At 42.1% G+C, this 22,061-nt stretch carries 10 protein-coding genes; 9 read left to right on the top strand and 1 reads right to left on the bottom strand.

Going from position 1 to position 22,061, the window contains the following annotated elements; genetic code table 11:
- A partial coding sequence (locus tag HMPREF9186_RS05390; RefSeq protein ID WP_009731791.1) for an SspB-related isopeptide-forming adhesin occupies positions 1 to 3,336 on the top strand: 3,336 nt, incomplete at its 5' end.
- 433 nt (positions 3,337 to 3,769) lie between these two features.
- On the opposite strand, the gene HMPREF9186_RS05385 is transcribed toward HMPREF9186_RS05390, so the two are convergent.
- The gene (locus HMPREF9186_RS05385; protein WP_009731790.1) at positions 3,770 to 7,657 is read right to left on the bottom strand and encodes a glycoside hydrolase family 66 protein; all 3,888 of its coding nucleotides are present in this window, start codon (positions 7,655 to 7,657) and stop codon (positions 3,770 to 3,772) included.
- 612 nt (positions 7,658 to 8,269) lie between these two features.
- Between HMPREF9186_RS05385 and HMPREF9186_RS05380 the strand changes: the two genes are divergently transcribed.
- From HMPREF9186_RS05380 to HMPREF9186_RS05345, 8 genes are all read left to right on the top strand, one after another.
- The gene (locus HMPREF9186_RS05380; RefSeq protein ID WP_009731789.1) at positions 8,270 to 10,882 is read left to right on the top strand and encodes a GbpC/Spa domain-containing protein; all 2,613 of its coding nucleotides are present in this window, start codon (positions 8,270 to 8,272) and stop codon (positions 10,880 to 10,882) included.
- 154 nt (positions 10,883 to 11,036) lie between these two features.
- The gene (locus tag HMPREF9186_RS05375; protein ID WP_009731788.1) at positions 11,037 to 11,903 is read left to right on the top strand and encodes an ABC transporter permease; all 867 of its coding nucleotides are present in this window, start codon (positions 11,037 to 11,039) and stop codon (positions 11,901 to 11,903) included.
- On the top strand, positions 11,900 to 12,664 hold the full coding sequence (locus HMPREF9186_RS05370) for an ABC transporter ATP-binding protein (protein WP_009731787.1): 765 nt from the start codon (positions 11,900 to 11,902) through the stop codon (positions 12,662 to 12,664). The genes HMPREF9186_RS05375 and HMPREF9186_RS05370 overlap by 4 nt, the downstream gene beginning before the upstream one ends.
- 914 nt (positions 12,665 to 13,578) lie before the next feature.
- On the top strand, positions 13,579 to 14,121 hold the full coding sequence (locus tag HMPREF9186_RS05365; protein WP_009731786.1) for a hypothetical protein: 543 nt from the start codon (positions 13,579 to 13,581) through the stop codon (positions 14,119 to 14,121).
- 206 nt (positions 14,122 to 14,327) lie between these two features.
- Positions 14,328 to 15,989, top strand: coding sequence for a ribonuclease J (locus HMPREF9186_RS05360; RefSeq protein WP_009731785.1), 1,662 nt, complete (start codon positions 14,328 to 14,330; stop codon positions 15,987 to 15,989).
- Between the two features lie 72 nt (positions 15,990 to 16,061).
- Complete coding sequence (locus HMPREF9186_RS05355) at positions 16,062 to 16,844, top strand: alpha/beta hydrolase (RefSeq protein ID WP_009731784.1); 783 nt, start codon at positions 16,062 to 16,064, stop codon at positions 16,842 to 16,844.
- A 434-nt stretch (positions 16,845 to 17,278) separates the two neighbouring features.
- Positions 17,279 to 18,736 (top strand): glutamate--tRNA ligase, encoded by a 1,458-nt coding sequence (gltX, locus tag HMPREF9186_RS05350; protein ID WP_009731783.1) that lies wholly within the window; start codon positions 17,279 to 17,281, stop codon positions 18,734 to 18,736.
- 237 nt (positions 18,737 to 18,973) lie between these two features.
- The coding region (locus tag HMPREF9186_RS05345; RefSeq protein ID WP_009731782.1) for an accessory Sec-dependent serine-rich glycoprotein adhesin at positions 18,974 to 22,061 on the top strand (3,088 nt) is incomplete at its 3' end.

The raw sequence follows: 22,061 nt of genomic DNA, 5'->3' as shown, positions 1-22,061 counted from the left end.
GTAGAAGAAGTTAAAGGAAGCGACGCAACCGTTACATACGACACAATGAAAGCGAATGTAACAGTTACAGTGAAACACGATGGTACTGCTAAAGTTCTGATCGCGACTGTAGGCGACATTGCGGATAAAGAATTTAACAACCGTGTGACTCCTCCAGAAACTCCAGAATTCAATCCAGAAAAATATGTTCTAAACGAAAAAGAATTTGATTTGACTGGAACTTCATTATTAGATGATGATAAAGAGTTGGCAAACAAGGTCGCAGATACCAATGCGAACCCATATGCGGACGACGCATCTAATAACGAAGCAGCGAATATCAATACTAAATCAGTTAAACCAGGTCAAAAACTTGTTTACCAAGTATGGTTGGATACAACTAAATTTGACGCAGCTAACAAGGACAACATCCAATCAGTAGGAATCTCAGATGACTACGATGAGGCTAAAGTTGATGTTGATGGTTCAGAAATCAAAGCTTATGATGGTAAGACTGGTGCGGATGTAACAGCTAAATTCGATATCACTGTGAACAACGGTGTGATCACTGCAACCCTTAAAGATGGCTTTACTAAGTCACTTGGCGATGCGGAAAACACACAAGTCATCGACACAACTAAATTCGAATTCGGACGTTACTACAAGTTTGATATCCCAGCTACAGTGAAAGCTGACGTTAAAGGCGGAGTAGACATCGAAAACACTGCGGCTCAAGTTGTAAACTACTACAACCCAACTACTAAGAAAGTTGAAAAACCAAACAAACCAACTGAAAAACGTGTAAACAGCGTACCAGTTGAAGTGGAATTCAACTTTACTAAACGTATGGAAGGCCGTGAGCTTAAAGCCAATGAATTCAGCTTCGTGCTTAAAGATTCAGAAGGTAAGACTCTTGAAACTGTTAAGAACGATGCCTCAGGTAACGTTAAGTTCTCTAAACTTGAGTTCAAGAAAGGTCAAGAAGGCGTTCACAACTACACTGTAGAAGAAGTTAAAGGAAGCGACGCAACCGTTACATACGATACTATGAAAGCGAATGTAACAGTCACTGTTTCACACGACGGAACAGCTAAAGTTCTGATCGCGAAAGTTGGCGACATTGCGGACAAAGAATTTAACAACAAGGTGACTCCTCCAGAAACTCCAGAGTTCAACCCAGAGAAATACATCTTGAACGCTGAGAAATTCGACCTTACTGGTAAATCACTTCTTGATGATGATAAAGAATTGGCAGACAAGGTTGCGGAAACAAACGCAAATCCTTACGCTGATAAGGCTGACAATAATGAAGCAGCTAACATCAATACTAAGACAGTGAAACGTGGCGATAAGGTTGTTTACCAAGTATGGTTGGATACAACTAAGTTCACTGAAGCGCACAACATCCAATCTGTTGGTGTTACTGATGACTACGAAGAAGACAAACTTGACATTAATGTTGCAAACATCAAAGCTTACGACTCTGTAACAGGCGAAGATGTGACTGCTAAATTTGATATCAAGGTTGAAAACGGTGTGATCTCTGCAACTTCTAAAGCGGACTTGACTAAGTCACTTGGAGACGCAGAAAATACTCCAGTGATCGACACAACTAAGTTTGCGTTTGGACGTTACTACAAGTTCGACATCCCAGCAACAGTGAAAGATACTGTTAAGGGTGGTGCGGATATTGAAAACACTGCGGCTCAAATCGTACATCAATACGATCCAACAAGCAAGACAGTGAAGAAACCAAACAAACCAACTGAAAAACGTGTTGTGAACATCCCTGTTTCAGTAGAATTCAACTTCACGAAACGTTTGGAAGGCCGTGAGCTTAAAGCTAACGAATTCAGCTTCGTTCTTAAGGATAAAGATGGTAATACTCTTGAAACTGTGAAGAACGATGCATCTGGTAACGTTAAGTTCTCAGCTCTTGAATTCAAGAAAGGTCAAGAAGGAACTTACAACTACACTGTAGAAGAAGTCAAAGGAACTGATACAACCGTTACTTATGACACGATGAAAGCAGTTGTAACAGTTGAGGTTTCTCATGATGGAACAGCGAAAGCTCTCCTTACTAAGGTAACGGATCCATCAGACAAAGAATTCAATAACACTGTTCGCCCACCTGAAACTCCAGAATTCAATCCAGAGAAATACATCTTGAACGAATCTAAATTCGATCTTACAGGTGTGAAACTTCTCGACGATGATAAAGAGTTGAAGGATAAAGTTGCGGAAACAAACGCAAATCCTTACGTTGATAAGACTGATAACAACGAAGCTCAAAATATCAATACCAAGACACTCAAGAAGGGTGATAAAGTATACTACCAAGTATGGTTGGATACAACTAAATTCACTGAAGCACACAATATTCAATCTGTTGGTGTGACAGATAAATATGACAGTGCAAACTTGACTGTCAACGGAGCTGATATTAAGGCATACGACTCTGTAACAGGAGAAGATGTAACAGCTAAGTTTGATATCAAGGTTGAAAACGGTGTGATTACTGCAACTTCTAAAGCAGACTTGACTAAGTCACTTGGAGACGCAGAAAATACACAAGTTATCGACACAACTAAGTTGGCCTTCGGACGTTACTACAAGTTTGAAATCCCTGCAGAAATTAAACAATCTGCTCAAGAGGGTGTGGATATCGAAAATACAGCTTCACAAATCGTACACCAATACGATCCAACTAAGAAGTCTGTAGAAAAACCAGAAAAACCAACTGAAAAACGTGTAGTCAACATTCCAGTTAAGGTTCAATTCCAATTTACTAAGAAATTGGAAGGTCGGGCATTGAAGGCTGGTGAATTCAGCTTCGTTCTTAAGGACGAAAAAGGAAATGTGATCGAAACCGTAACCAATGATGCGGCTGGTAAGATCACCTTCTCAAATCTTGAATTCAAACGTGGTGAAGAAGGAACTCATCTCTACCATGTAGAAGAAATCCGTGGCACAGATTCTAGCATCGAATACGATAAGATGGTTGCTACTGTGGGTATTATGATTAATAAAGACGGTAAAGTATTGACGGCTGTTACTCAGTTGCCAGAAGATACAGAGTTTAACAACACTGTTATTCCGCCAACACCACCAACAACACCGCCTAATACACCACCAACACCGCCAACAACACCACCTAATACACCACCAACACCACCAACAACACCACCAACAACACCACCAACAACACCGCCAACACCGCCAACACCAACAACTCCACCAGCTCCAGCACTTCCTGAAACTGGTGAAGATCAATCAGCTTCTGCTGCATTGTTAGGTGCTGCACTTGGTATGGTTGGCCTTGCGGGACTTGCAAAACGCAAAAAACGCGAAGACTAAAATTGAGGTGACATCGACAAACTTGTTGATGAGGTGACAATTTTAGATCCAACAGGAAGAGGCTTTGCTCGAAAGAGCAAGTCCTCTTTGTTTGTTGTTGAAAACTTAGAAAAATTGCATATATATTATGAAATGTTTCAGAAATTATTCGATTAGTTATTTCATTCTGTTACTAGTTTCAACCGATTTTTGTTGACTTAAAATATGGAAAACAGTATACTAGTAAAGTAATTTGATCTTTCAAACTGCCGGCAACAAGGGGAATGAAGCCACTTTGAATTGGAATTACAGTAGGGTTTGGAGTGGAAGAACTTCACACCCTTATTGTCGTCGGTTACCCTCATAAACGGGACATAGATTCCGAATGATTTGTATAAATATAAAAAACTTCCTTGGAACAGAATTCCATAGGAAGTTTCTTTGTGTTTGGGATCTAATCTTGTTTCTTTTTGTAAGAGATAAGACTGGCCAAACCTGCTAAGAGACCAAGTCCAAGTAGGGCTAAGTGAGAGGTCTTTTCACCTGTTGCAGGTAGGTGCGTTTCTTCTTGGGGAGTATTAGGAACAGCTTCAAGGAGATCCTCTGTTTGGCTTATATTTTCAAGAGGTTTCTCCTCTTCTTTGTTAGAGAGAAGTATTGACCCCTTTTCTTCATGAACGCCAGTTGTGTTTGCTTTTGTCACGGAAGGAAGAGGGCTAACTGTTTCTTCTTTTTCGGTTTCTGGGGATGGTTGTGGAGTAGGGATTTCTTTGTCCTTGTAGGCAAAGATCAAGATGGTTGTTCCCACTTCTACGTTCCCAGTTTGTTCAGCTGCACCGATCCGTTCGTAGATGTGGCCGTCGTAGGAGATTTCATCTGGTGCGATAGCGACGTAAGGGGTTCCATTGTCCACATTGGTTGCAACAGCAAGCTCTGCTTGCAATTCAGTGCTAGTATCTTGGATGACAAATCGCGCGATGACCGTTCCTGTAGCTAACTTGTAATCATAGATGACAGTTTTCATTCCTTTCGTGACGGTGCCACTTGGATCCGCAGAATCAGCACGGTGCCCAACTAGATGGTAGACGAGGCCATCTTTTGTGATTTCTGTTGGTGCCTCACTGGTGTACTTGGTACCGAAATCTACCTCTGTAGCAAGGTCTTGCGCCTCTTGCAGATCAGTGTCACTTCCCTGAGTGAGGAATCGTACTCTGACAGATCCTTTGGTGATGGTATAGGAAATAGCGTTATCAGCTGTTGGAGACTCAGGGATTGGAAGAAGATAGCCTTTGGTCTCGTCAAGAGGATCGACAAGGTTTAAGACTTGTCCATTAGCGTCTTTTGGCTCTAATTCCTCCACGTAAGGTAGGATAGCAGTAGGAGATGCGATGGCAGTTGGATTTGTGGAATCATTTAGATAAGTGATCTCTTTAAGAGCATTGGCTGGTTCTTTACCAGTGGCATAGCTGATCCTATAGACACCAACTGGTCGATAGATGACCGTATCTGTGATATCTGCTGCATCAGCATGAATGCCAGTATGGTGACCTGCTTTTGTCAGATCAGAAGAGACGGCATCAGTCGATTCTTCTGCTACGACAACATAGCCTTTTTTGACGGGATTTTCGAGAGCTATAAAACTCGTGCCGTCTTGAGCTGTCCAGTCTTCAAGCTTCGTCTCGCCTGTCACCAAATTGATGCTTCCTTTGCGAGCGAAATGAAGGCTGTCAGTATGGTCAGCTATTCCTGCAGGCCGGCGGTTAGATCCATCCTGGTCCTCTGTTACATAGGTCACTGTACGAGTCACTGTTTCAGATAAATGATCCAGATCAGCAGTTGTTTGACCAGCTGGAGCTAGAGGAGTTGGAAAGACACGACCCTCGCTATCTCCTGGGACAAGTTGACCGGCTTGGATGGGTTGTGCTTCTGAAAATTCTACAATTTTTGGTGCCAAGCGGACAATAAACTCTTGAACGCCATCTTCATTTGTGTTGTTAGCGTCGCGGTCAAAGTTTGGTTGTCCGTCTGCATCGAAGCCATTCTCTACTAGTTCATAGCCTTTCTTCAAATAGTTGGCAATGGTTTCTTTTGTCGAGTAATTGATCTTTTCACCTGTATGCCCAACCAAGTCACTGGAACGCTTGAGCTCAACTCCGTTTTTATCTTGATAAAGAACATGAGCGGCTTCATTGAGTTTGACGTAGAGCATATCCCATACATCTAGACTAGGAACATCGATAGCAGCCATCCATTGGCCAGCTCCTCCGTCATAATAAACATTTGCGCTTGTTTCCCGGAGGTTGATGTTATATGTTCCTTCAACAGCATCAGGTGTGGCCCAGTAAATGCTGGCGTGTTCAGCCTGGTCTTTTGTGATTTTTCCGAGTGGAACAAAAGCTTGAATATTGGTTAGTTTTTCGGTTGTATTCACAGCACTGTTCCATTTGTTTTCAGTGATGCCAACCAAATTGATCAAGTGAGCAATTCGATCACCCATCTTGGTTTCTTTTGTAATGGTATAAATGGTTCCAGGTTGAACCCTATCTGCGTTATCCAGGTTGGATCCGATGAAGTTGCCGTTCACCAGTACATTGGTATTGTCTACAATCCGACGAGTATCATGCGCCAAGGTGTCGCGACCACGAAGAAGTTCTTGATAAGCAACGATGAATTCTTGGTAGTTGAATTCTGCATTGGCAAAGTCAGCATTGACCGGTAAGTTTTGATTGAGATACCATTCGGCTTGAATCACCCCAAAACCTTTGGCATCTTGAGAAGTATTGAGGGCTGCAGTCGTCATATGGTAACCACCACTCGCTGCGATAATAGCATCTGTCAGCAATTCGTTGTCTTTGCTGAGGGTCGATGCATTTTTACCACGGTGAGTATAGGCTGCGATGATGGGAGATTTTCCCTTGTATAAATCACGCATCCGTTCGGTGAGGCGAGTCAAGGCTTGGTAGGTAGAGTCATAGTAAATGCTATCACCCCAAACTTCTGCATAAGGAGCAGAGACATTGGTCTTACCTAGTCGATCAGCGTCTCCAGTGGAGATATCGTTGATCATGAAGTCATAGCCTTCTTTTTTGAGAGCTTCGGCAGCAGCCACGGCTAGTTCTGGATAGTGCTCGCTCAAAGAGAAGCCTTTTCCAGGTTCACTGACTTTTTCCACCCAGTTAGAACCCATGGTATCCCCTTGCCATCCATCAAAATTGCCTTCTTTCATGGCTTTGGTCATGACTTCAATGATAAATTTTTGCCAATTTGGATCGCCTGGATCGAGAAATTGTTGGATATCGGTCGCTGTGACATCTCCCTTCTTACCAAAGTTGAAATGGTCTTCTAGATTGCGAACGATGGCACTTTTCACTTCATTTGGGACCCCTTCTTCGAGGGAAACCGCATAAATCATGTTATAGAGCATGGCTTTGGCACCAGTAGTATGGACATGATCCACCAGCTCTTTGACTGCTTCTGTATCGATGACAGGTAAGTAGGACTTGCGCTTGTCAGGATCTGTTTCGCTATTTGGAATCAAGAAAGTCGCCCAATCTTGAGTGAAACGTTCAACATTTGCTGGGAATGGGTTGGCAGGTGTATTGTAGACATCGTAGAAGAAATAGCTGTTGATGTGCATATTGGCCAATTGGTCAATACTATTCTTGTAGCCTTCTACCTGATCATTGGTGATGGAGTTGTGATTGTCTTTTGAGCCGGCAACTACCCCATAACGTGGGTAGATCGTCCAGTCATCTTCAACAGCAAGACCCGCTGCCTTATGAAAGGCTTGGGAACCATCTGCTTTCTTACCAAGGACATCTACGATAAATCCAGCATTAGGTGAAAAGACAGTACTTGGAATCGTTAGTGCATTTCCTTCAAGGTTTTTCTTTTCATAAATGATCTGATCCAAATGGGAGACAGTGACATCAGATGTAACCACTTCAGGGTTGTTGATGGAGATCCGAACATCTTCTCCACTTTTATAAGTTGCTTTATCAAAGGTGACGTCGTTAGTGATTTTTGGGGTATTATAAGTAGTTGCTGGAGTAGGACTGACTGCTTGAGTGGTAGTCACTGTTGGTGTTGATTCAGCTGGTGAAGGTGTAGCATCTGTAGCTGCAACTTCTTCACTAGTAGGGGTAAGTGTGCTCCTAGTGGTTGCTACTGGTTGATTGCTTGCTGTGATCTCAGAAGTCTGATTGCTATTGATTTCGTCAGCCGTGGCAACAGAGCTTAGTATCAAGGCTCCGAAAAGAGTAATCATAGAGACTAGTGCCTTATTGCGTTTGCGAAAATAGCCGTGGCCTTTTTCAGAGATACTGCTTTGTGCTTGTTTCATTTCTTCCTCCCCAATACTGTCTATGCAGTTCGTTCAACATTATTTAAAAAAATGTTGATTTTGTATACCCCAGTATACGACTTTTCACTAGATAGTGTCAATTTAAAAAAGTAAATGAGATTGGAAGTTTTCATAAAAGTATTAGAAAACAGCACTAAATAAGGGTTTTTGGTTCGGAAAAATAAAAAAACAAAAAACGTTTGACATAAAATTTCCCCGCATCTAAAAAATGATACAAATTAGTGATAAATACAAAATAAGAAGAATCAGTTGTAAAACTGGGGAAAGCTCGTTACTAAAGGACATTCTGCAATTTATTCTATTTTCATTACTCTAGATTAAGTTAAAAAATTTTTTTTAGAAAAAATAACTGGCAAAAATTAGATATCAAACGTTTGACATATATAGAAGAAAATTAAAAAGAATACTTTTATAAACAAGGGATTTTGTCAAAAAAGAAGCAAAATTTGAATGGAGATGTGAAAAAAATTAAAAAATAATATTGACACATATGGGGGTAAGTGTTAATATCGCTTTACCAAAATAGACATTAAAATTCAATGTGTTGATTTTGATGAGAATAAATTTGAAAAAGAGGTTAGAAGGAACTATATGTCACTAATTAAAAATAGCAAGACTACTAAGTATGCCTTGCGTAAAACGTCTGTCGCTTTTGGTTCCGTAGCGGTAGCTACGGTTATTGCAGTAGCAGGAGCTACATCTGTTTCTGCAGATGAAGTTGCTTCAGCTACTACAGCAGTCACTTCAACAACGGCTACTCCAACAAAATCGACAACTGAGGCTAAAGAAGTTGCTGTACCAGATTATTTAGAGACTGCGAAAACAGATGCGGTGACTACTGGACTTGAAGTTACAGAAACAGAAGCAAAGACCCAAGCAGATGAAAAAACTGCTGAGCAAGATTATGCGAAGCAAGCCATTGCTATTGATAAGATTGTAGCAGACTATAAGGCAGAAGTTGCAGCGAATCAAGCAACTTATGAGAAGGGAAAAGCAGTTGTAGATGCGAAAAATGCTGCGGCTCAGGCAGCTTATGACAAGGAAGTTGAAACCTATAACAAAGAGCAAGCTGCTTACGAGAAAGCAGTGGCTGAAAATGCTGCAGCCCTAGCAGATAATCAGGCTGCAAAAGTGGCTTATGAAAAAGCTTTTGAAGAATACCAAACGGCTTTTAAAGCTTATATTGAGTCTGTTAAAGCCAAACAAGCCGTTGAGACAGAAAACAATTTAGCCCAAAAGGCTTACGATATCAAATTGGCTGACTACAAGGAGAAAAAGCGTCTCTATGATGAAGCGCAAGCAGCTTACTTGATTGATAATGAACTATACAAGAAGAAAAAAGCGCAATACGATGATGCTAAAGATGCCTTCAATAAGATGGTTAAAGAGCGTGGAGGAAACCCTGAGAAGTACAAACAAGATTTGACCTTCCTTCCAGAAGAGTTGGAAGATGGGGAAACAACAACGCTTTACCACCAAACAACAGGACTTACTACGTATTTGACAAAAGAAGGTCAATCTCGCTTGTATGGGGACGGTAAAGCTACCAAGATGTATGAAACTAAGAACCTACAAGATTCAGATTTGACAACAACGAACCCATATGCGGATAATGAAATCGAATGGGCAGTGGTCAAAGTTGGAGATAAGTTCGATGTAACCTACAAGGGTCTTAGCCAGGCTACTATCAAAGAAGGTCGTGATATCAAGCGTATTGCTAAAGTGGTCTACAAGTATGAAGTGAAAAGCTTGCCATCTAATGACGGACGAGGAATCGTTCAAATTTACAATGATCCAGCAGTGACAATGACAATCGGTAGCTCAACTGACACAGACCAACCCGTCACAGTTGGTGTTGATGTTGAATTTTATGATGAAAATGATCAATTGATTAATTTAGCTAACTATAATGCCATTTTGGCTTTGAATTCCTTAAACCACTGGAATGGAGCTTCTTATGTTGAAAATGACAAACCTCGCGCCCTCCTTGTAGAAGCTAAAGATATCAATGGAAACACTGTTCGTGGAACTTGGGATCCTTATTCAGATGGTAGTAACCCTAGTCTTGACGGAGCAGATGTTGCTGTGAAGCGTGGCTATGCAAACTTCGGTAGCGCTCAAGTCTTTAATGATGCTGACAATCCATTGAAGATCGTTAGTCAAAAAGCAACTTGGGATGGGAATGGTTTCTCAGTCAGTGAAGAAACTGTCCTTGATGTGACGACAGTCAATGCTTCAGGTGGAGGGAATGGCCATTCTATCGGAACAGAAGACTATGAATTTGGGGGTAGTTCTGATATTGTCGGTGCATATTCAGTTGATGCGGGATCAGGGATTTTGACCTATACTCCACGGATGAAGCACCAAAATACACCTCACGTAGAGTCTGTAAATATTGGGAATAAAGAGTTTATTAAGTTGCCAAACTCTAGTGTTGACCAAGATCCAACTACAAAGGAAGTATTTGCCAAGGAACAAAACCAGTATATGAACGAAGGTGCAACTTTTAATGCGGATCCTTCAAGTTCAACTAAGGGATGGGATGATCCAAAAAGTCCGTATCTCTACTATGGTGGCGGTGCAGTTATCTTGAAAGACGGCCATCTTGAGTTCACTGCTAAGGGAGCAAATGCTACGGATGAAGCAACCCTCTATTGGTTCTCAATCAATTCAAACGTTGCCTTTCCACAAGATCCAGGAGAAGAGCCAGTAAAACCAACAGCACCAACAGCACCAACAGCTCCTGAAAAACCTGAAATCAAAGATGTTCCAGCTGAAAAGGAAGTTCCAGTTCCACCAGCTTCCCCACTTTATAAGGTGGAACCAAAAGTTCCAGAACAACCGGTGAAGCCAACAGCTCCTGAATTGGAAAAGGATCCTGTGCTAAAAGAAACTATCAAACCGACAGTGGAATGGCATAAAAATAATATTCTTGTTACAAAAGAAGAGCCGCAACCGAAACCACAACCGGAACCACAATCGAAACCAACACCTAAGGCAGAGCCTAAACCAACTATTGGCTATCATACGCCTGCGCCAATGGTGAAGCAAAAGGTTGAAGAAAATCCGGTATCTGATGTTATTGAGGTGAAAGAAGTGTTGCCAAATACCGGTACAGAATCTGCAACGACCCTAATGAGCATTGGCTTGTTTGGTATGATTGCATCGGGCTTTGGTCTTGCTCGAAAGAAAAAAGAAAACTAATATCTTTCTTCAATCATTAAAAAACCAGAAGGTATTAATCTTTTGGTTTTTTTGAAGTCTTTGAATACGGTTTATGTGAAATGTTGGAAATTTCTTGTAGGTTCTCTTTCATATTTATGTTACAATAAAACTATTATTATCGAAGGGAGAGACTATGATTAATTCAATTGTTTCACAAGGTTTGATTTGGGCTATTTTAGGATTGGGAATCTTTATGACCTTCCGAATTTTAGATTTTCCAGATATGACGACAGAAGGTTCCTTCCCGCTTGGAGGAGCGGTGGCGGTGACCTTGATCACCAAAGGGGTCAATCCGCTTATAGCGACCCTGGCTGCTATTGGAGCAGGATGCTTGGCGGGCCTTGCGACGGGACTTCTTTATACAAAAGGGAAAATCCCCACACTCTTGTCAGGGATCCTGGTGATGACATCTTGTAACTCGGTTATTCTCTTTGTGATGCAGCGGGCCAATCTGGGGCTTTTGGGTTATAAAAAAATTCAGGAATTTCTTCCTTTTGCCAGTGGGTTCAATGAGATCCTCATTGGCTTGATTTTTGTAACTCTTGTGGTGTTTGGTTTAATTTTCTTCTTGGATACGCGTTTGGGTCAGGCTTATATCGCAACAGGAGACAATCCAGATATGGCTAGAAGTTTTGGGATCAATACCGACCGGATGGAACTGATGGGCTTGGTCATTTCAAACGGTATTATTGCTCTATCTGGTGCACTGATGGCCCAGCAAGAAGGTTATGCGGATGCTTCGCGTGGAATCGGTGTCATTGTTATTGGGCTTGCCAGCCTCATTATTGGAGAGGTTCTCTTTTCAAATGTCACCTTGACAGAGCGCTTGCTCAGTATTGCGATCGGATCGATCGCCTACCAATTTTTGATTTGGGCTGTGATTGCCCTTGGCATCAATACCAGCTATATTCGAATCTTCAGTGCCTTGATCCTAGCTATTTGTTTGATGATTCCGACCTTTAAAGAAAAAATCATGAAAGGAGCGAAACTCAGTAAATGACAGCGATTGTAGAATTAAAAAATGTAACCAAGTCTGTGAGCAATGGAATGAATGAAGAAAAAGTCATTCTGGATGATGTCTCCTTGGAAATTCGAGAACATGATTTTATCACGATTTTGGGGGGCAATGGAGCTGGAAAATCAACCCTCTTTAATACGATTGCAGGAACCCTTCCAGTTAGCAGTGGAAAGATCTATATTCTTGGGGAAGATGTGACCACATACTCTCCAGAAAAGAGAGCCAAATACCTATCGCGGGTTTTTCAAGATCCTAAAATGGGAACTGCACCCCGGATGACAGTAGCAGAGAACCTCTTGGTAGCGAAGTTTCGTGGAGAAAAACGTAGCTTGATTCCGCGCCACTTGGCAAGCTATAAAGAAGAGTTTCAAGCAGTTCTTTCTAAGATTGGCAATGGCTTAGAAAATCATATCGACACAGCGGTTGAATTTCTTTCAGGGGGACAACGCCAGGCTTTGAGTCTCTTGATGGCTACACTGAAACGTCCAGAACTCTTGCTTTTAGACGAACACACCGCAGCCTTGGATCCAAAAACGAGTCAGGCTCTGATGACCTTGACCGATGAGTTTGTGAAACAAGATGCTCTCACTGCCCTTATGATTACCCACCATATGGAAGATGCTTTGAAATATGGCAATCGCTTGATTGTTATGAAAGATGGACATATCGTCCAAGATCTCAATCAAGAAGAAAAAGCCCAAATGACCATCGCAGACTACTATGAATTGTTTGAGAAAGAATAAGATACAAAGCCCGTAAAATGCAAAGTGAAAATAGGAAATTCTTGCAGTGAGTGGTGCTCACAAGAGAATTTATCTTTTTCACACAGCATTTAGGGCGTGTTCATTTAATAAGATACAAAGGGCGTAGCGGATACATTGAAAATAGGGAGTAGGACAGAAGCGATATGATTTATGAACGCTTCGTCGTCCTACCCCCACAAGTCTGATTAGGATTCTTCCGAACTGATCAAGCGAGAGAAGAGTTCAATCAGCTACTGTGCCTTGTCTACATGCTAAGTTAGAGAGCTTGTTCTCTAGCTTTTTCTCTTTCTAAAACACAAGCTACTGTTTATAAATATACGTCGTCCTTTCAATGACTGCCTTATACAACAAAAAAGCTTAGAAAGAGGTCAGAAGAAAACTGCATAAAAATAGAAACTAGTTTCAGATGGAATCGCTTGCAATCGCTAAGGGGGTTGAGTATAATATAGATAGAAAGATGAAGAAGGGATTGATTCCAATGCCTTATCGAAATAGTTTTTAGGTTACTTCGTTTTAGGCCTGTTTTGCTGATAGCTGTTCATGCTCTTAACGTAAAAGAGCAGTTATGTCGTGTGTGTCGGATCGGTTGGACGGTCGGGCAAGCCTGCTTAGCTTGTCCGAAGACATAAGAAAACGTGGAAATAGTAGGTAGAAGCTTTTTATAAAGGTTTTCAAACTTCAATGCGTCCAGTCGAAAGCTCATAAATTTAGATTTGGGAAAGCAAAGAAAACCTCTGGTATTTTACAAAAATACTATTAAATGAAATCAACATCATAAACATTGTTTTGTTAGCCAATAGGTTAATTGCACCAAGTCAGCGAAGCAGACCAGGCCTCTAGTCCCGTAAGACTGGAGGCCATTTTTATAAAGATACAAAGGAGGGGGTGAGAGTATGGGATTGTCGTATGGGCAAGAGTACAGTTGTCGTGACCATTTTCGGCAAAGGGCTTTTGAGCGCTTTGGCATAGATGATCAGCACCTGAACCGCTGGATCAACCAACACCTCCCTTCCCTCTCTCCTTATGATGGTGATGTGGTTCAACCAGCCAACACGGAAGCCTATGTAGCTAGTGATGGAGTCATCTTTGTCTGCAACATCAAAAGTCGTGAGTTCATCACTTGTTTCAAGGCGGTTAATTACCAAGAACCAAAGGAAGAAGAGGAAGTCTATACGGACATTCATGAAAACAATGTCACTTCTTTCAAAAAGGACTTGCACCACTTGGTCAACCGCTACCGGCTCAAGGAAGCCAAAGAACTGTTTGAAAATATTGGAGCGGACTTGGATGACTTTTATCGTCTGTCTCAAGCAGTCAAGAACGGTCAATTGAGCGTTCGAAATAGCAAGCGCCTAGAGGAATTGTTGGCTAAGTTCCATGTGATCAAGGCGGCTATGCGGATTATTGAAAATAAGCGGGGAGATTACCATCTTTAGGGGTCTTTTCCCCCTAAAAATAGGCGCCTAGAAGCCTTCTCATCTACTTTAGATGGGGAGGCTTTTTTGCTGTGGGAAAGCTTTTTGAAAAAAATAGAAAAAAATTGTATAATAGAGTGGATATGCAAGTATTTGCAAAGCTGTAATTCGACTTGGGGAACCAAGGACCGTAAGTATTAAAAAAAATTACACTAAAGGAGACAACAGTGAGTAGTATTAAATTAGTCACTCTTGGCGGTGTTCGAGAAAATGGGAAAAATCTCTACGTCGCTGAAGTGAACGAATCGATTTTTGTCTTGGATGCGGGATTGAAGTATCCAGAAAATGAGCAACTTGGGGTGGATGTCGTCATCCCAAATATGGACTATCTTTTTGAAAATAAGGAGCGCATTGCGGGTGTTTTCTTGACCCACGGTCATGCGGATGCTATTGGAGCCTTGCCTTATCTTCTAGCTGAAGCGAAAGTCCCTGTATTCGGGACAGAGTTGACCATTGAGTTGGCTAAACTCTTTGTAAAAAGTAATGACAGTGTCAAGAAATTCAACGACTTCCATATCATCGATCAGAATTCTGAGATTGATTTTGGTGATGCCGTCATCTCTTTCTTTCAAACAACCCACTCCATCCCTGAAAGTATCGGGATTGTGATTGGCACTCCTGAGGGCAATATCGTCTACACAGGAGACTTTAAATTTGACCAAACTGCCAGCGAGTCGTACGCGACAGACTTTGCTCGCCTAGCTGAGATTGGACGCGAAGGTGTGCTTGCCCTCTTGAGTGATTCAGCCAATGCGGATAGCAAGATTCAAGTTGCCAGTGAGCAAGAAGTGGGCGATGCCATCTTAGATACGATTGCAGACTGGGATGGTCGTGTGATCGTGGCGGCGGTAGCCAGCAACCTTTCTCGGATCCAGCAGGTCTTTGATGCTGCGGCTGAGACTGGACGTCGGGTGGTCTTGACAGGATTTGATGTGGAAAACATCGTTCGAACAGCCATTCGCTTGAATAAGTTGTCTCTTGCCAATGAAAAACTCTTGATCAAACCGAAAGAAATGAGCCGGTTTGAGGATCATGAATTGATCATTTTGGAAACAGGCCGGATGGGTGAGCCGATCAATGGTTTGCGCAAGATGTCTATCGGCCGTCACCGTTATGTGGAAATCAAAGATGGGGACTTGGTCTACATTGTCACTACACCGTCTATTGCAAAAGAAGCGGTGGTAGCACGTGTGGAAAATATGATTTACCAAGCTGGTGGAATTGTTAAATTGATCACGTCAAGCTTGCGCGTGTCTGGTCACGGTAACGCACGAGACTTGCAGTTGATGATCAACCTCCTTCGACCTAAATATCTCTTCCCAATCCAAGGTGAGTATCGTGAGTTGGATGCCCATGCGCGGGTGGCGATGGAAGTCGGTATCCTACCTGAAAATATCTTTATTCCAAAACGTGGATCCGTGATGGAATATGAAAAGGGTGACTTCGTTCCTGCGGGAAGTGTCTCGTCTGGAGATGTCATGATTGATGGGAATGCCATTGGCGATGTGGGCAATATCGTCCTTCGTGACCGTAAAGTCTTGTCAGAAGATGGGATCTTCATCGTCGCTATTACGGTGAATCGCAAGGACAAGAAGATTATTTCCAAAGCGCGCGTGCATACCCGTGGATTTATCTACGTCAAGAAGAGTCGGGATATTCTTCGTGAAAGTTGCGACTTGGTCAACCAAAGCGTTGAAGACTATTTGACACAAGATAGTTTTGACTGGGGTGAGTTGAAAGGGCTGGTTCGTGACAACTTGTCTAAGTTCTTATTTGAACAAACCAAACGCCGTCCAGCAATCCTACCAGTCGTGATGGAAGTGAAATAAAATAGAAGAAAAGGGAACGCTTGGCGGCCGGAGGCTTGCCGAGTGTTTTTAACAGTAGAAAGAGGAAATCAAATGGCAGTTATGCAGATTGAGTATTATTCAGAAGCCTTGAAGATGGAGTGGGGCGTGTCCGTCCTTTATCCTGATGCGTCGCGCGTGGAGGATCCAGCGGATACGGACATTCCTGTCCTTTATCTTTTGCACGGGATGAATGGCAATCATCATTCTTGGTTGAAGAGGACCAATGTAGAACGCATTTTGCGAAATACCAATCTGATCGTGGTCCTCCCCAATACCAATAATGGCTTCTACACAGATACCCAGTATGGATACAACTATTACACGGCCATTGCGGAGGAATTGCCAGAGACTCTTTCACGCTTCTTCCCGAATATGACCAAAAAACGAGAGAAAACTTTTATTGCAGGTCTGTCCATGGGAGGCTACGGCTCTATGCTCTTGGCCCTCAAGACAAATCGTTTCTCTCGTGCCGCGAGTTTCTCTGGAGCACTTAGTTTTCACGATAGAGACTTTGAAAACAATGACTTGGAGAAACCGGCCTTTTGGAAGGGAATCTTTGGGGATCTAAAAGATTGGACGACGAGTCCCTACTCACTTGAGACTGCTGCCAAGAAGTTTTCAGATAAAAAGACCAAGCTCTGGATCTGGTGTGGAGAGCAGGACTTCCTCTATGAAGCTAATCAATATGAAGTGAAGGCATTAAAGAAATTGGGCTTGGATGTCACTTATAGCCATAGTCCAGGCAAGCACGAATGGTTTTATTGGGAACGGGAGTTGGAACACTTTTTACAAACCCTGCCAATCGACTTTGAATTAGAAGAACGACTGAACTAAGATACAAAGCCCGTAAAATGCAAAGTGAAAAAAGGAAATTGTCGCAGAGAGCGATGCTCACAAGAGAATTTATCTTTTTCACACAGCATTTAGGGTGTGTTCGTTTATTAAGATTGAAACAATCATCATATGGAGGCTGGGACAAAAGTCCTAGCCTCTTAATTGTTTTTGGATTGTCGAGCAAGACGCAGTGGTTGAGTGGGCTCTACTACGCTGATTTCATTAGCTTTTACAGCCCTACTCAACTGTGCGGAGGTGGGACGACGAAATCGAATTCTAACGAATGACCGATTTCTGTCCCACTCTCTTTTTTTATATATAGGAAGAAAAATTGGAATTGTCACTTATTCATTTCAGTCCCGCTTTCTTTGTGGTATAATAGGAACGATTGAAAAATGAGCTAGAAATAGCGAACAAGACAAGAGGAGAGAAACATGGCAAAAGATATTCGTGTGCGTTATGCACCAAGTCCAACCGGACTACTACACATCGGAAATGCTCGTACAGCATTGTTTAACTACTTGTATGCGCGCCACCATGGTGGAACATTTATCATCCGTATCGAAGATACAGACCGTAAGCGCCACGTAGAAGACGGTGAACGTTCACAGCTGGAAAACCTTCGTTGGTTGGGCATGGACTGGGATGAAAGTCCTGAGACGCATGAAAACTACCGCCAGTCTGAGCGTTTGGAACTCTACCAAAAATACATCGACCAACTCTTGGCTGAAGGAAAAGCCTACAAGTCTTATGTGACAGAAGAAGAGTTGGCTGCAGAACGTGAACGCCAAGAAGCAGCTGGTGAAACACCTCGCTACATCAACGAATACCTCGGCATGAGCGAAGAAGAAAAAGCAGCTTATATCGCAGAACGTGAAGCAGCAGGTGTGATTCCAACTGTGCGTTTGGCTGTGAATGAGTCTGGTATCTACAAATGGCATGATATGGTCAAAGGAGATATCGAGTTTGAAGGTGGCAATATCGGTGGGGACTGGGTTATCCAAAAGAAAGATGGCTATCCAACTTACAACTTTGCCGTTGTCATCGATGACCACGATATGCAAATCTCTCACGTTATCCGTGGAGATGACCACATTGCCAACACACCAAAACAGCTCATGGTCTATGAAGCGCTTGGTTGGGAAGCACCTGAGTTTGGTCATATGACACTTATCATCAATTCTGAAACTGGTAAGAAGTTGTCTAAACGGGACACTAACACCCTTCAATTTATCGAAGATTACCGTAAGAAGGGCTACCTTCCAGAAGCAGTCTTTAACTTCATCGCTTTGCTTGGTTGGAACCCTGGTGGGGAAGATGAGATCTTCTCTCGTGACGAACTCATCAAGCTCTTTGATGAAAACCGTCTCAGCAAGTCTCCAGCAGCTTTCGACCAAAAGAAAATGGACTGGATGAGCAATGAGTACATCAAGAATGCGGATCTTGCGACCATCTTTGAAATGGCTAAACCATTCCTCGAAGCAGCAGGACGCTTGACAGACAAGGCTGAAAAATTGGTCGAACTCTACAAACCACAAATGAAGTCAGTGGATGAAATCGTTCCATTAACAGACCTCTTCTTCTCAGACTTCCCAGAGTTGACAGAAGCTGAGCGAGAAATCATGGCTGGTGAAACCGTGCCAACTGTACTTGAAGCCTTCAAAGCAAAACTGGAAGCCATGTCAGACGATGAGTTTGTGGTAGAAAATATCTTCCCACAAATCAAAGCAGTCCAAAAGGAAACTGGTATCAAAGGGAAAAATCTCTTTATGCCAATCCGTATCGCTGTTTCAGGGGAGATGCATGGTCCTGAATTGCCAGATACCATCTATTTACTTGGACGTGAAAAATCTATCCAGCATATTGAAAATATGTTGGAAAAAATCAGATAATTATCAGAAAAGTCCCTATTAAAAGGGGCTTTTTGTTTTAGCTCTAAAGTAAAAGTATTATAGGAGTTTATCAAAAAATTGCCCCGGTTTGACAAATTGACACGACCGAAAACGCTTTTATCACTATTTAAAACAAAAATTATAAAAAAATAGCAATAATTAAGAATAATTGCTTCCAAAATTCGACAGATTAGTCTATAATGTTAGGGAAATAAAAAATGCAATAAGGAGATAGAAATGTTTTTTAAACGTTCTAATGGTGAATTCCGTGAAACGGATCGAGTGACTCGTTTCAAATTGATCAAGTCAGGTAAAAACTGGTTGCGTGCAGCGACTTCAAACTTTGGTCTTTTGAAAGTCATTCGTGGTCAAGTCGAAGAGACAGTTGTAGCTGAAGTCCGTGAAGACGCAGTATCAGTGAAGGAAATGACAAGCCGAGGCTTGCTCAAGGGGATCGTAGCAGCAGGGGCTGTTCTTGGTGCAGCTACAGTAGCAAATACTGCAAAAGCTGATGAAACTGGATCAGACGTTGCGACTGCATCTGAACTTTCAAGCGAAGCACTTGTAGAACAAGGAAGTACAGTCCTTGGAACAACATCAACAACAGAATCTCAGTCTGAATCAACAACAGCATCAACAACTGAGTCAACTACTGAATCTCAATCTCAATCAACAACAGAATCAGCTAGCGCTTCTGCCTCAACATCTGTAAAAGTATCAGCATCTCTATCAGTTTCATTGAGCGAACAAGGTTCAGCAGAACTTTCAGCAGCTTCAAGCGAATCAACTGTAGCAGCTGGCTCTGAAGCAAGGGTAGAAGCTACTACAACAGTAGCGAAAGCTGAAGATAAAGTTGTTTTGGAACAAAACACTTCAGAAGCAGCATTGTTGAACAAGATTGCAGGAGACTACTCAGCAACTGTATCGGCTCCAGAGAAGAAAGCAGCACTTGATGCGGCAATTTCTAAAGTTCAAACTGAATTGACAGCAAGCAACAGCTTGATCAATGCCAATGCATCAGCGCAAGCATACGCAGACCAACGCGAACGCTTGAGCAAGTCAGTAGATGACATGATGGCAACCTTGACTGCAGCAGGCTTTACTGGTAACACAACAGTGAATGGTGCTCCAGCTATTTCAGCACAGTTGGCACCAATCTCAACAAGCACTACTGGTAGTGTAGATACTAACCCAGTTATTTCAAATGCTAATGGTGCAACGATTGAAGATGCAGCCTTCAATGAAGCTGGTTATGCTTTGGATCCAAACGCTGATCGTTTCACTTTCGGTGTATGGCAATTCCTTAAAACAAACCACGCTACTGGTGCTAAAACAAACTTTGATTACTACGCTACACTTTCAGTAGACCGTTCAGCAATCACAGGTAGCCTTTCAGCTAACCCAGATGTTTACTTGCGTATCGTTAAGAAGTCTGATGGTTCAGAAGTTTACACTCGTACAATCAAAGCGGGAGAAAGCAATATCTCACTTCCAAGCTACATCACAAACAATAACTCTGATGTAACTAACACTTTGACATACGCAGCTGCTAACGGAACTAATCCAGGTAACGTTACCTTCTCATTGGTAAATGCTAACCTTGAGTATGAAACACTTCAAATCCGTGATACTAACTACCCAGGTAACCAAGGTGAAGACAAACAAAACGTTCAAACTTCTGTTCCTTATGCTAAAGCTGATCAAACAACTTACTATAAAGTCGTTGACAGTAGCAAGTACACAGAAGGTCAAACATACAAACCAACTGGAAATGAAACAGTTCTTGCAAGCTATACTCAAACAGGTCTTGCAGGGCAACAATTCACAGCCTCAGGAAATCGTGATGTTGCTGGTTACAAACCTGTAGCTGCCACAACAGATACAACTCAAAAAACATCAGGTATTCTCGGTAAGGGTGTTGTTGGACAAAAACTTGTCGAACTTCAAGGTGGAGCAAACCACTACTACGTGAAACGTATTTCTGAAATCGTTGATACTGATGGCTCAACTGTAACGAAATTCTACGCCCTTGATCCATCTCAAGTGAACAATTTTGCTACATCAGATATTGGTACTGAAGATGTATCTAAGTACACACTCATCTACACAAGTAAAGTTAATAAGGCTGGTGAAGAGTGGAAGGCTGATGAGACTAAAGTTACAAAAGTAAACAGTAAAAATGGTGACTACTATCTTGAAGTCAACGAAACTGCTGGAAGCAAATCACTCATTATCACTGGTTGGTCGTCTCCTACTGAGACAGATACTTATAAACAAATGGATGGAACTCTACACACTTATCCACGTCCATTCAAAGGTGCTCCAAGCACATCATTGACACCTGCGGGTGCCGGTAACAACAGTTACAACGTTATTGCTGGTAAAGTTCCAGAGATTCAAGCAGAAGGATCTGTAGCAAATGATCCTACAGCTCCAAACGGAAAAGTATACTCTAATTTGAAGGGTTATACTTCATTCTCAAATAACTACTCAATTACATCAGCGGTTAAACCTTCAACTGATGTGAACTATTACTTCGTTAAGATGAATGATTCTGAATCTGCTTCTCAATCGCAATCATTCTCAAACTCTGCATCAAACTCGCAATCCGAGTCAGAAGTAGTGTCTAAATCACAATCTTCATCAGAATCAGAAGTTGCGTCTAAGTCACAATCTGTGTCACAATCAGAAGTAGCGTCTAAATCACAATCTGTATCACAATCAGAGGCCGTTTCTAAGTCACAATCTGTGTCACAATCAGAATCAGAAGTAGTGTCTAAATCGCAATCTGTATCACAATCAGAGGCTGTTTCTAAGTCACAATCTGTATCACAATCTGAGTCAGAAGTGCCATCTAAGTCACAATCTTCATCACAATCTGAATCTGATACAACATCAGCTTCTAAATCTGCATCTGAATCAGCATCTGCATCATTGAGCCAATCAGAAGTTGAATCAGCAAGTGTATCTGAGTCACAATCAGAATCTGCTTCTAAATCTTCATCTGAATCAGCAAGCACATCAGAATCTGCATCAGAGTCAGCAAGCACATCTGCATCAGAATCAGCAAGCACATCAGAATCAGCATCTGAATCTGCTTCAACATCAGCATCAGAGTCAGCAAGCGCGTCAGAATCAGTATCAGCATCTGCATCATTATCAGCGTCAGAATCAGCATCAGTATCTGAATCAGTATCAGCATCTGCATCATTATCAGCATCTGAATCAGCATCAGTTTCAGAATCAGTATCAGCGTCAGCATCAGTATCAGCGTCTGAATCAGCATCAGTATCAACATCTGCATCAGTATCAGCGTCTGAATCAG

The sequence above is a fragment of the Streptococcus sp. F0442 genome (assembly GCF_000314795.2).
Classification (GTDB): domain Bacteria; phylum Bacillota; class Bacilli; order Lactobacillales; family Streptococcaceae; genus Streptococcus.
This window is presented reverse-complemented; position numbering and strand designations above follow the sequence as displayed.